Annotated in this window: 16 protein-coding genes; 1 reads left to right on the top strand and 15 read right to left on the bottom strand. The window is 38.1% G+C overall.

Annotated features, from left to right (window positions below; all coding sequences use genetic code 11):
- Positions 1–6 precede the first annotated feature (6 nt).
- Positions 7–549: a DUF924 family protein gene (locus AACV01_RS14490; protein ID WP_104836535.1), complete on the bottom strand. Its 543-nt coding sequence runs from the start codon at positions 547–549 to the stop codon at positions 7–9.
- A 568-nt stretch (positions 550–1,117) separates the two neighbouring features.
- Here AACV01_RS14490 and AACV01_RS14485 point away from each other — a divergent pair.
- Entirely contained in the window at positions 1,118–1,297 is a 180-nt protein-coding gene (locus tag AACV01_RS14485) for a GhoT/OrtT family toxin (protein WP_017628013.1), read from the top strand.
- Between the two features lie 155 nt (positions 1,298–1,452).
- Here AACV01_RS14485 and AACV01_RS14480 read toward each other — a convergent pair whose 3' ends face one another.
- The 14 genes from AACV01_RS14480 to AACV01_RS14415 form a co-directional block, all read right to left on the bottom strand.
- Positions 1,453–1,875, bottom strand: coding sequence for a GNAT family N-acetyltransferase (locus AACV01_RS14480; protein WP_161683140.1), 423 nt, complete (start codon positions 1,873–1,875; stop codon positions 1,453–1,455).
- Positions 1,876–2,015: 140 nt separating this feature from the next.
- Entirely contained in the window at positions 2,016–2,252 is a 237-nt protein-coding gene (locus AACV01_RS14475) for a tail fiber assembly protein (RefSeq protein WP_112843325.1), read from the bottom strand.
- A gap of 31 nt (positions 2,253–2,283) precedes the next feature.
- Positions 2,284–3,558: a hypothetical protein gene (locus AACV01_RS14470; RefSeq protein WP_237585037.1), complete on the bottom strand. Its 1,275-nt coding sequence runs from the start codon at positions 3,556–3,558 to the stop codon at positions 2,284–2,286.
- A gap of 5 nt (positions 3,559–3,563) precedes the next feature.
- Positions 3,564–4,220: a DUF2612 domain-containing protein gene (locus tag AACV01_RS14465; RefSeq protein WP_004243615.1), complete on the bottom strand. Its 657-nt coding sequence runs from the start codon at positions 4,218–4,220 to the stop codon at positions 3,564–3,566.
- Complete coding sequence (locus AACV01_RS14460) at positions 4,217–5,404, bottom strand: baseplate J/gp47 family protein (RefSeq protein WP_046334423.1); 1,188 nt, start codon at positions 5,402–5,404, stop codon at positions 4,217–4,219. Before AACV01_RS14460 ends, AACV01_RS14465 begins: the two co-directional genes overlap by 4 nt.
- Complete coding sequence (locus AACV01_RS14455) at positions 5,397–5,741, bottom strand: hypothetical protein (protein ID WP_004243617.1); 345 nt, start codon at positions 5,739–5,741, stop codon at positions 5,397–5,399. Before AACV01_RS14455 ends, AACV01_RS14460 begins: the two co-directional genes overlap by 8 nt.
- The gene (locus AACV01_RS14450; RefSeq protein WP_012368086.1) at positions 5,738–6,430 is read right to left on the bottom strand and encodes a Gp138 family membrane-puncturing spike protein; all 693 of its coding nucleotides are present in this window, start codon (positions 6,428–6,430) and stop codon (positions 5,738–5,740) included. Before AACV01_RS14450 ends, AACV01_RS14455 begins: the two co-directional genes overlap by 4 nt.
- A gap of 2 nt (positions 6,431–6,432) precedes the next feature.
- Positions 6,433–7,245: a baseplate hub protein gene (locus AACV01_RS14445; protein WP_004243622.1), complete on the bottom strand. Its 813-nt coding sequence runs from the start codon at positions 7,243–7,245 to the stop codon at positions 6,433–6,435.
- Complete coding sequence (locus tag AACV01_RS14440; protein ID WP_004243623.1) at positions 7,214–7,534, bottom strand: phage baseplate plug family protein; 321 nt, start codon at positions 7,532–7,534, stop codon at positions 7,214–7,216. The genes AACV01_RS14445 and AACV01_RS14440 overlap by 32 nt, the downstream gene beginning before the upstream one ends.
- 12 nt (positions 7,535–7,546) lie before the next feature.
- On the bottom strand, positions 7,547–8,035 hold the full coding sequence (locus tag AACV01_RS14435; RefSeq protein WP_004243624.1) for a phage baseplate protein: 489 nt from the start codon (positions 8,033–8,035) through the stop codon (positions 7,547–7,549).
- A gap of 2 nt (positions 8,036–8,037) precedes the next feature.
- Positions 8,038–10,341 carry a hypothetical protein gene (locus AACV01_RS14430; RefSeq protein ID WP_161683138.1) on the bottom strand — a complete coding sequence of 768 codons (2,304 nt, stop codon included), beginning with the start codon at positions 10,339–10,341 and terminating at the stop codon, positions 8,038–8,040.
- A gap of 82 nt (positions 10,342–10,423) precedes the next feature.
- A complete protein-coding gene (locus tag AACV01_RS14425; RefSeq protein WP_004243627.1) occupies positions 10,424–10,882 on the bottom strand; it encodes a hypothetical protein in 459 nt (152 codons plus the stop codon).
- Between the two features lie 59 nt (positions 10,883–10,941).
- On the bottom strand, positions 10,942–11,394 hold the full coding sequence (locus AACV01_RS14420; RefSeq protein WP_012368088.1) for a phage tail fiber protein: 453 nt from the start codon (positions 11,392–11,394) through the stop codon (positions 10,942–10,944).
- Between the two features lie 10 nt (positions 11,395–11,404).
- Positions 11,405–12,892 (bottom strand): DUF3383 domain-containing protein, encoded by a 1,488-nt coding sequence (locus AACV01_RS14415; RefSeq protein ID WP_012368089.1) that lies wholly within the window; start codon positions 12,890–12,892, stop codon positions 11,405–11,407.
- Positions 12,893–12,896 lie beyond the last annotated feature (4 nt).

Genomic DNA, 12,896 nt, shown 5'->3' with positions numbered 1-12,896 from the left:
TTCTTTTTAGAATGAGGAGCCGGGTTGTTGTAAAAACGCTAACTCTTCTGCTGTGGAAGTACGGCCTAAAATTTCATTACGATGAGGATAACGACCATATGTATCGATAATCTCTTTATGGCGTAATTCATATTGATACGTGTCGTCATCATTTAATTGTGAAAACAGCGCAATAGCATCTTGATGGATTTTTTGTGATTCTGAATGCATAAATGGCATGATCAGAAATTTGCGTTTTACTGGTGTTAGGGTGAGATATTCGGGTAACCGAATGGCTTCTTGAGCAAGAATTAACGCCATATTATCTTGGGCGAAAGCCTTTGGTGTATCACGCCAAATATTACGTGAAAACTGGTCTAGAATAATAATTTCCCCTAACCGCCCTTCAATGCTCTCGCGCCAAGAGGCAAGCTCTGCACGACTTGCGCTAATACATAGCTCACCAAATCTATCCTTAATTTCTTTATCAAAAGCGCTATCCTTTTGAAACCACTGTTTTGGGGTACATTCTTCAAACCAAAAGGTTAATACGGGTTGGTAAGGAACCATAGCGATAACCACCTTATATAAATTGATAAGAAATATTATCTCTAAAGTATACTGATTTTTAACCTATGAATAGTATGAAAAAGGTTACAGGGATCGAGCTTCTTTAAAAAAACAAAAAAATAAATCCTCTTTAAAGGCAACAAGAGGATTTTAATCACGTCCTAGTTAACACTTAGCTCCTTTAAGTGTTACCCATCCATGAGCAAGTTATACTCTAAACAATGTTGTTAATGATATATGTAACTTAGTAATCAATATAATAAGGATGTTGTTACTATAATCCCCTTTGGGATCGTTAATAGAATAGGTAAAAGCCTAAAAGGGATAAAGCTTAAAAAATAGTGTTAGGGTATTAAAAAGACTTACAGTAGCAAAGACTGCGGCAAAACAAGAAAAGTTGTTATAAGCTTGTTGGATGTTACTTAAGTAAAATATGCGATCAATAATGAAATAAATGCTAAAAAAACACCAATTGCTAATGACATTTGTTGAAATTTTTTTCTTCTTAGTCTGTTTCTTTAACAAAATTAGCGTACAATTACTGCAATTTTTTTACTGAAGATCGACTATGTCTGTTATTGCAACTATTGGAATAGGCTACCTAATTGGGGCTGTACTCTCTTTTATTATCACCTTCTTTTTAACCAAAGATCCCAGTTTGGCTATGCGCCTGCTGAGTGCTTTTCTTATCGCAATAACATGGCCATTGAGTTTTCCAATGGCCATTATATTTTCTATTTTTGGTTGATTAAATTAAAATAAGATGGTTGATATAGAATATTTTTATTTAATCACTTTATTGAGAGGCTCTTAAAAATTAAGAACTATTCTAAAAACTGAAATGTATTTCACTCAATATATTAGTCTTTCACTAATCTATTAGCGTGTTTCTAGCCTAAACTATCAATGATTTTTTATAAAACAAAAAATAAGCTCAGCATCACCTTCATCAAGGTTTTCAATATAGCCACTTTCAACAAAGCCTAATTGAATAAGTAAATTTTGCATGGGTACATTAGATTGATTGGTTGAAGTAAACAATTTTTCTGTCGCTATTTTTTGCTGAAAATAAGTAATTAGTTTTTTGCCATAACCTTTTCCCCTATGCTCTTTAGCTATCATCACTAATTCAATAAATTGCTGACCAAAAAAATGGCGATGGACAACACCATAACCAATAATTTCACTTTTCACCTCTAGCAGATAAATGGCCTGATTAGTTAACCATACGTCGATCTCATCAATACGAGAAGGATTTTGTTGAGCATAGGAATCAAGCTTAACAAGTATGGATAAATGTCGGTTGCTAGCGAGGGTAATTTTCATAGTATATTTTATTAGAGTAATTTTAGATAAAATATAATAATACAATTATTAGTAATAACAATATAAATTAAAATAAACGACATCAAATTAATAAATTAAAGCCACCAGAGAGGTTCAGGTGGCTTTCTATATAATAATTACTACTCAGGTTTTTGTGGCCATTCAATATCAGGTGCTAATGATATATTAATCTTGGTTAACTCATACCGATAACGTTGCCATTTATCCAGTCGTCTAATATCTTTATCATCAATATATCCGCCATTTAAGGCGTCAGCCATTGGAGCAATAATATTTGTTACTTCATTGATTAACTTCATTTTACATTGCTCTGCAATACTTGATAACTCCAACTGCGCTAATGGTGGAATATCAATCCATGCAGAACGATATAATTAATCACAGTAATTATTTTCGATACCATATTTCTGTTATTCTGGCATAGTAGCCATCAATTATTTTAATCGTTGTTTTATTTGTTTCATACGTGAATTGCCAGTGTGCGAATGATGAGCCTTTATTTGAATCAAACTTCATTTCAGTTGTACCATTTATTAATGGACAACATAACGCTTGCTGAACTGCTCGCATGCCTGATGATGTCCAATCCTCACCTGCTCTGACTATATTTATTATTTGACCTCGCAAATCAAAAGGAACTGTAATAGTTGAGCCTACATCCCAACGACCTTTAATATTATTAATCCCCATATTTTGTTTTAATTGATACCTGCTATCACTTTCCGCTTTAGTATAACTACTCCCAATAACTGCATAATTCCCTTTGGGTTGATAATTCCCCTTAGGCTGATATTTACCATCTGACTCTGATTTAGAATAACTATAACCTGTCGCTAAATAATTGCCTTTAGGTTGATATTTATTATCAGATTCCGTTTTAGTATAGGATGCACCCACTAATGCATAATTCCCTTTGGGTTGATAATTCCCTTTTGGCTGAAAAGCATCAGTAGCGGCTTTTTGGCTAATAACATGAGCCGTTGAGGTTCCGGTCGCTTGAGCAATATTACCTTTATCAAATTTTTTATTAAGCTCATTTTTTAAATTGGTATTGGTGGCATAATCTCCTGATGCTTGATAATTGCCTTTAGGTTGATATTTCCCATCAGACTCCGCTTTGGTATAGCTATCGCCTTTATTCGCATAATTTCCCGCAGGAGCATAATTGCCTTTGGGCTGATATTTAGTATCAGATTCCGCTTTTGCATAGCTATAACCTTCCGCTTGATATTTACCCACCGGCTGAAAACGCTTATCAGCCTCGGCTTTGTTATAAGCACCCACTTCATTCGCGGTGATATCAGCTTTTAGCTCAGCCCATGCATTACCGGCAATAGGCTCAATATTATTATTCTCAATTTTAGACTGCCATACCTTATTGTTATGATAAACCACACTACGAATGGCATAGGGCTTGCCCACTTCTGACCATTTAGCAAAACCTTGTAATTGCATTTCACCAATAGACTCGGTGATATCGTGAAATAGGCTGTTCATTTTTTCACGTTCAATATCTTTTGCCGCCGGATCAGTGACTTGGTCACGCTCATAATCATAACCGTAACCTTGAGTATAAGATACTGAGCCATCTGTTTGGATCTCAACAGGCACAACTGTTTTATCCCCTTGCGTGGCAAAGGGGATTTTAAATATTTTAGTCATAGGATTTATTCTCCGAAATTACTCTTTAAGAAATTTTTACGATATGAACCATAACCAAATGCTTTTTTAGTTATGATGCGATATTTGACGCCTACGCCAGAAGGACGTGGCATTAAATCGAAGTTTTCTAATAATAAACGTAAGCGTTCATCGGGATTAAAATTAAAAACGTAATACATATACGTCATATCAAAGGGATCAAGTACAAATACTTTACTTTCACCTCGCCAGAAAAAACGTTTTAAAAATTGATTAATATTGGTGACCGTCGGACTTTGGGTGAGATTGAAATAACGCATTCTTATCAACATTCTTTTTTGATCTAACGTCAGTGATAAGGTGTAATCGGTATTGCGTCGAAAATTTGCGTTAAAATTAGCTTTCTTTTTACCAAAGCCAAAACCTATTTTTGTTTTCTCACTTGGGGAAATATCAATGCCTAAAGGCACATCTAAAATACGCGCCCAGACTGCTAACCCAAAGTCGTTGGCGGTATCAATATTAAATATATCGCGATACCAATTTTGCCAAAATAACACGGTGGATTGGTGAAAATAGTCTGCCTTAAAATGAGCCAGTGATTTTAATTTATCGGCATTTTCATATTGCCAAAGTATCGCTTGTAGAAGATCGGAATGATAATCAAACTGTTGAATATTCATACCATCACCACTTGTATCGCCCCTTTAGGTAAGCGGGCAATTTGATTAATGGCAATGGGAATTAATGCTACATGCCAATTTTTTCCATCTGTTGATAACTCAACTTTTGTGACAAATAAATGTGGCTCCACAGCATTGACGGCAGCGGAAATCTCAAAAGGAGAGACATCTCGCCCTACCACCAGCCCATTATCCCCCTCTATCTCTCCATGACTCCATTTTTCTAGTGCATCAGGAATAATGGTTTGTGCATCAAAAGAGGATTTTTTAACGGTAACTTTGCAAAAAATCGCCACTTCTTTTGGTCGTGAAAATTTAATCGGATATGCTTGACCACTTGCTGGCTCTAAGAGATTTATTTCAATATCACCATTAAACGCCGCACCTATTGTTTTCGTTCTTAATAAAACATTGGCAATTTCATGGCTGTCTCCCCCTTCAACACAGACATAAATGCTATGTGGCAATAAGGAAATACCATCGATAGTTAATGTTTTATCAGTGAAGTTTTCTCGAAAAGAGAGAGAGTTAACCCCGGCTAATTCATAGAGGGACGATGTAATAGCTTGGGCAACACTGATGGTATTTTTAGCGAGAGTCTGTTTACGCCGACGCCTGGCTTTAATATCAGATTCTGCATAACGGCCAATAATAGCGTGCGTGGTATTATTGACTTTTTCCCAGCCTAATACCGAACTTGCCACTTTATTTAATTGCCCAATACCACAAGTGATAGGCCCGTACTCTTTAGCGCGCATATCCCCAGTTATTTTTCCAGTGTCTGCGATAATAAGAGAGGTTAATGTTTCAAATACTGCGCCATTTATCGTTAGAGCTTGTGAACCTTTAGGGATAATGGTGCCGGGCACTCCCATAAATTCCACATTACTTAAATAGGAGTGTGTGGCATTAATACGCTCTCCTCCCATTAACGCCCATATTGCATCAAGAAAAATACCCCCAGCAATATCGGGATTAATTTGATTAGCAAGTTCGGCATTATTACGCACAATGGCATCGCGATTTTCAATTTCCATTGTTGCCAAAACCCCTTGGGGCGTTTCTGGCGATAAATTGATTGATTGCCCAAAGACAGTGCGAAATTCGTCTTCTACCTCCTTTCGTAGCGCTGCCGTATCAGGAACAATAACGCCTTTATTATTAATATATCGATAATCAGCCATGTAATGTAAATCCTCCATATATCGTGCGTATATCCGCCTGATATTTCAGTACGCCATTATCTAAAAAGGCATTAAAATGGCTGATAGCCACAACTTCCTCGATTTCAGCCAGACGTTGTCGAAAAGCCATTTCAAATAAAGGAATATCAACTTGACGGCTAAATGTTGCTGACCAATAAGGAATACCTTTATCTTTTTTATGCAACATCTCACCACGAACCGCTTTAATAAAATGCTGACAAAGGTTTTTTACTGCTTCATCGTTATCACAAATTTGCAGATCACCTTTAGCATCAATCACCAGATCATTATGCTGGTTTATAGCAAATGTCCTCATATTGGACTCCCTGTGTTATCTTTGCCTGCTTGTACGCCACTATGGCGATGGGTTGAACCGATATCTTTCCCGTTGTGACGCATCACGCCCCCTTGAGAATCACTATTTCCATTTACCGCATAATTACCATTTACTGTGACATTGCCGGTAAATATCGTTTCTGGAGCATTGATTTCATACTTGGGGGTTTCTAGTACAACTTTATCGTTATGAAGAGAAAAGCAGACAGAGCCATCCATTGACTGAATAACCAAAGCATCAATATTTTTTCCGTCGATCACCCAACCTTTTAAGGTGTCAGGAAAAAACATCGCATCACTAAAGGTATGTAATCGGGTGGTATTAGGTCTATCCTCTAGACCACCGCGTTGAAAAATAAGACTAATATCACGATCATTAGCTTTTAACCAACCAAAATCTCCCGCTTTAATCGGGGCTCTAATAAAAAAACCTCCGCCACCAAAGCGAAATACGGGAATATTTGCAACGGGTGCTCGTGAAATAGTTTGATTATCCGTGGTTAACATCATCACCAGTGGTTTGATCACGGCTCGATTGCTTTTTTCATCATAATCAATGACTGTTGCGGGCAACATATCATCCGTATTCATCATCAAATGGCGAAATGCGGACGAGAAAGCCCCTGCCAGTGAACCAACACTCGCAATATCGTTATTGGGTTTACTCATAATTAAGCTCGTTTACAAATTGCGGTATAGTTGAAATCAGCCTCATGTGAGGCAACACTAAACGCCAATTGCTCAATGATATAATCACCATTTAATGAAGGGTTTAATTTACTCTCAAGGCGAAGCATTCCACCAAGCTCAGAGGTGCTATCAATCAAGTAACTTACGGTTAACCCACTTTCTGTCGCTTTGGGAATGCCAATCATGCCTGAATTCATATTTAAAATACGCAAACGGCTTTTTAGTGCTTTGTCGTCATCTTTTACAAATAACGTATCATCATCAATAAAGGCTTTAACGTCCCCAGCTTCCTGTAAACGTTCTATTTGATGCAATGCTGAGCCACAATAATACCAATTAGCAATATTCTTATCGGTAGCTTGAAAATCTAGTTTCACCCCACAATCATCAGCAATAGCCAAGGCTATTTCACTCAGCCTGCGCATTGTGCCGCCACTGGAAGAAATAATTTTTCCCGCGCTTTGATGACTGGTTTTTGCCGATAAAGTTAACGTCACATCAGGAGGTGAATCTATTTCAGCACTGACAATATCGCCAATAAATAAAGAGAGTAATCCGGTATTAACTCGGCCGACCTCCAAATAGAGTCGTCGCGTTTGCTTATTGTTATTATAGGGACTGGTTTCTGTCAGCAGATAATCTCTTGTTTGTGCATTTAGCCCTGAGATAGTGACATTACATTCATTTTGTAATGGATTGGCATACTTTGTTCCACTGGCTGAAATACGTAATCCCTCATACCATTGAAGCCGTTCTCCGACTTCAATTCCGAGCCTTATTCGTCGAAGATCCATCTTCCTCACTCCAATACACTAATGATTGCGTCTTGGTAAATTCCTCATACCAAGGTAATGCATCATGCTCTGTTAAAAACATTAAATTAATTCCCTGATTTAAATAGCGATAAGGAATTATCGGTGTATTAGCAACAAGGCGCATTCCTGTAATAAGTATTTCGCCTTCTCGCTCGATATCACAAAACATGGTTTGATTAGCCACTTTAAGCGTTAATTGCCAATTCACACCGGCTATTGCTACAGAAAATCGTTGATTAGGAATGGCTTGTAATGGTATTTCTTGCATTTTTTCTACCTCCTAGCCCTCTTTTTTTCCTATTGGCATGGATTTTTTACTTTTCACATTTCCTCGATTAATCGTTGAGGATTGCTTAGGTTTTTTAGTCGATTTAGCTGATTTTTTATTGTATTCAGGCTCAATGCTTTTCCATTCAATAAACTTCAGTTTTAACTCAATAGCGTCTACTTTTGACGGATCTTCATCATGGCTAAGACTTTCTAATAGCATTGGTTGATAGGTACTAACACGTGTTTGAATACCCACTAACGTATTTTCGTCATATAACTGTTTTATAGTGGCATAAGCATTGGCAATATCGCCCGTTAACAATAAGCTGATACTGATACTGATGGGGTTGATCACCACATGGTCACTGCGGCTTTCCCCATTTTCTACCGTAAATGTAATCGCTTGGTGGCTATCGTCTATGGTGACTTGAGTTGGGTTAACACTATCAAACAATGTGGTAAAAGAGGCTAAATCAAAAATTCTAACTTCCGTTATCATAATTACACCCTCCAGCCACTAGAGTGATTCTGCGATATATTTTTAGCTTCTTGCTCTGTATAAGACTTCTTGATTTCTTTAACCACCTCCGCACCATTTGTGGCTTGAGTTTCAATTTTGATCTCACCAATTTGCACATTACTTTCATTTTTAATGCTTGATTGATTACTGATCATTTGACTGGTCATCGGGTTTAAACTGTTATTTGACGATATTGCTAATCCGTTATTTAACGATTTAACCTCCTGCATAGGACTATAATATCGTGTCGCTGTTTGAGATTGTGGCAAGATATAGTCAAGCTCACCCTCATTTGTTAATCGCCGCTCTACCTTTTGCACCACACGAATTTCTTTTTCTTCGTCGTCCATACCGAAAAAGCTTTTGGCTGATTGCCATATATCTTGTATTAGGTTGATTTTTTCATCGACAAAATCCAATATCTTTTCAACACAGCCCCACATCCATTCAAATAGGCTCACCACTGAATCAGAAACAAAAATAAAGATATCAATAATGGATTGCCCCCAAGCAATAAGATTATTAATCCCTATTTCTAGAGTCTGTATAAATTGGTTAAATGAGTTAGATATTAGATCCCATGCAGCAATAACAAAATCAGCAACAACAGTGACAGCCTCTTTTAAATATTCAAAGAATGATTGCCATGCCTGCCATATCGTCATGATCACACTTTTTAATACTGGGTATTTTTCTAATATACGGCCGATCATGGAATCGTTACCGTTAATAAAATTCATAATATCGTCATAGACGAGTTTAAAGGCGACACCTAATAAACCAATCACCGTTGCAATAGCAATAATAGGTAATGCCATGGCAAGTGTCGATGCGGCAGCAGAGATCATGACGGGTAAATAATAAATAGCAACAGCGGCGCCGATGGCGGAGAAAAAGCTAATCACAATATCTTTATTTTTCACACAAAAATCGACTAATTTATCAAACCATTCCATGCCTTTTGCCAGCGTAGGAATAATCATATCTAAAAAGTTATTTTTGAATTGTGCCGCTAATTGACTAAATTTATGTATTGTGGCATTGAGTTGGATCGCACTTTCAATACTGTCGTCGTTAATACCTGAGAATTGTTTTTGTACCCCCATCGTACGCTCTAGCTCTTGACGACCTTTCATCATTAATTCAATGGTTTTATCATCAACAACACCTAATTTTTCCAGCTCTTTTTGGGCATCATCAAAACTTATATTTTTAACGTTATCAGCGACCTGTAAAAGCTGCTCTATGGGATCTTGCGTATCATCAAACGCATTTGCCATAGCGGCTAAATCCGCTTGAGCAGCTTCTTTCGTGCCACCAATTGCAGCCATCGCACCTGAAAAAGCGTCAATATCAATCGCCGCAACACCCATTTTTTTACTGAGTTTATCTAATGATTCGATTTCTTGAGAACGTTCAAGTGACGCAGAAAATACCTTTTGTAACGTCCCCATAATATCCGTAGCACCTATGGCGTTTAGGATAAAATCTTTCATTTTATCGACGGTTTGCTGATAACTTTTCCCGGTTTCATCAACACTACTGCTTAATCGACGTTGAGCTTGAGCTTCTTCTATTGCCGCTTTAATACCTTGGGTTTGCATGGTGCTGATAAATTGATCGTAATCAGCACCTAGATTTTTAATGACTTCATCAATAACTAATTTATTTTCTTTATTTTTCTTTTCTGCCTCAGTTAATAAAGTTAATTCATTATTTAATGAAGCAAGCTGATCTTCCATTGCCTGATATTCAGCATTTAAATTCGCAAGATGACTTGCATCACTATCCACATCATTGCTGAGCAAATTTCTCGTGTAATTTAATACTGACATCGCTTCTTTTAGAGCGTCAATGCTTGACGTAATTGAATGGATCTTCTCTTGTGTTTCACCACTATTTATTTCAATATTTATGGGCTCATCAAGCGATAAACTCGTCAGCCCCATTAAGATATTTTGCAAAAAAGTATCAAATTCTTGAGTACTACTAAGTGCCGTTTTAACGATTTGTTGTATCGAATTTTCAACAGTTTCAGAGGCTTGAATAATTTCTTGGTTGTCCACCGAAAGGTTTATTTCAGGCTCCAGTGATAATTCGTTAAAACTGGCGGCTATTTCTTGAACAAAGGCAAAAAAGCGATTAATACCTGCTGATGCGCCCTGCTCTATTTTCTTCATTTCCTCAAGAATTTCGTTGGTCGATTTCCTGATATTATTTAATGCGTTATCAGATACCTCCGCGTCTAACGTCAGTACCTGACTAAATACGGGTAATAGCGACATTATCTCTCCTTGGACGCCGCTAGCGCCTCGTTATAACGATTGGTAATCGCAATTTCCCACAGATCAAAAGCTTCCTCTAAATCTATGGTTGTTTTGAGTTCTGTGAAAGAGGCGAAGCCGGCTGAGATGATGACGGCAAAGAAGCCATCAGCGTTTTTATAATCGACGGGAGAGAACCGCTGAGCTTGCCTAATAGGTATTGAAGGAAATTTTGGCTCCCGCCGTTGCCGAAAAAACTGGTGTTGTACTTTAACATTTCTAATTCAAGACGAATTAACGCTTCCCCATCAGGGACGTGATTATCAATTAATGTACTGGTTTTTAAATAAATTTCTTGGCCTTCTTTTTCTACAGCAACATACGCCATCATCTTTAACATGGCCTCTTTACTGACTTCATAATCACCGATTTTAGGGGCATTTGATAATGGGTATTTAGCCAAGATCTCTCGTCCAATTGTGGCGGGTAACCGGCTAATAATAAAGGTATGCTGTTGACGATCACTATCAATCACCGTGATCTCTTTTGGCTTAATCAACATATAAAAACTCCATAAAAAAAGGCGACCGAAGTCGCCATGATAAAAAGTAAGATTAGTATTTAACGCGCTCTAACACGGTCAAAATCTTGGAAAATAAAAGTGTACTGCTTAGATTTAAGGCGTCCTGCCCCTGCGACTGAATTACCTCGGCAACCGTCAGTAATACGTCCATTACGTGCCGTGGTAATAGAGCCATCGCCATAAGAAGCGACTAAAGTAATCACATCACTGGCAGGACGTCGCCCCCGTCTTGCCGTATTAGCATCAAACAAAATAGCTAGATTTTCGTCTTCTTCACTTCCCGCTAACACATTAATGGTGACCGTTTGAGGTGTTGGTGAAGACCAACTGACCAAATTACCATTAATATCTACCGCTGTTTGTGTAATATTAACTGTCGGTAAATCTAAAGGATCACCTTCATCAGAAAAGGTGGTGATCGGGATACCCGCTGGAAATGTTTTACTTGCTTGAATAATAAGGCTTAAGCCTGTTGCTGAAATATCGTTCATTGTTTGTTCCTTAAACTAAATTATGTGAGCCTTCAACTTTACGAACCCAATCGCCTTTACCGTAAATCAATACATATTTCATGGTGTATTCCGGTAAATTCCCTGGCCCTGTTTGTTCAACGATTTCAGCGTTGTACCAATAACCTTTGTTTTGTACATCGTGCCACGCTAAATCATCACCTGCCGCATCTGTAATTGCGATTTTTTGTACTTCTGTTAATGCTTTACCCGTTTGAATAGTGCCGTTATTTAACGCCTTTGTTACTGCCCCAGCAATGATCATCATCGCTCTTGCTTCACCATCTTTATTCGCAGGAATACCGCGCGTTGACAGTAGTAAACTAAGCCACTGCTGTGCAATATACGCTTTTAGCCATTGCTCATTGGCATGTACGCTCATATCTACTGGATTAGCACCATTACCACATAAAAAGCCACGTTGATAGAAACTGATCTCAGAGCCAGATACCGCCGTTTCACCATAATAGTTCACGCGCAATTTATCTAAGCGATCGGCCGCCATATCTGTGGTAACTTGCGATGGGAATGTAATACCAAATTGTCGATACATGTAATTGGTGGTGGCATTAGTACGCTCAAAATCTGTTGCTGCCATAATTGCCATAGGCAACGCTTGCACAAAAAAGTTTTCCTCGGTTTTTAAATTCAACCCTGTCGATGCGGTATTCATTAATGCCTTGCTGTACATTTCAGCTTGTTGATCTGGCACCGATAAATAAAGTTGGTATTTGACATTTTCACCTGCTACGTATTCAGCCAGTTCCACACTTTGCTCAATAGATAGTTCGGTTAAAAATGTTGCACTACCAAATGAGTCAGAAATAGCTTCTGCAGCCATAAATGCTTCAAGGGCAGTCTGTGATGCATTACCCTCAGAAGTTTGTCCCTGACTTAACCCTAAGGCATCAGCAAGAGGTGAGTTGTTGACGCTAATCTGCGCTTTTTCTTGCACACCGCCGCTGATTAAGAAAGCACTATCCATAGCATTAAAAGTCACATAACAACTGGCAAATTGTGGCTCACTTTCAGCATTGAGTTTTGCTTGAATTAAAGATGCAATATCACTATAGGACGTCACGTCTTGAAGAGAGAGCTTGCTGATTTTTTTGGTCACATCGCCAATCACCAGCGTTAACTCACCCTCTTCAATCAGCTTTAATTTATCCAGTGTGGCAACCGGCCCACCAAAGAGTGTTGGCGCTCGTCCCATTGGTTCATAAGAGGCAATTTGTAGCTCTTTAGGCTTGCTGACGGGAGCCGGACTCACATAACTAAAATATTGGCGGGCAAATTGCGCTTCTGGAGAATCAGCTCCCAGAAACGCATCAACTTGACCAGAAGTAAATTCGAGTACTTTCCCTGCTGGAATTTTAGGGTTTGTTGAAAAAATACGTGCGGTCAGTTTACGCATTGGTGCAGTAGAGACACCAATCACCGCACTCGCAATATCAACATAGCGTGTTTGTTTAATAGACATATTT

It is taken from the genome of Proteus sp. G2609, from assembly GCF_963896135.1.
Lineage (GTDB): Bacteria > Pseudomonadota > Gammaproteobacteria > Enterobacterales > Enterobacteriaceae > Proteus > Proteus mirabilis.
The sequence above is the reverse complement of the archived record's forward strand: the minus strand, read 5'-3'. Positions and strand labels throughout refer to the sequence as shown.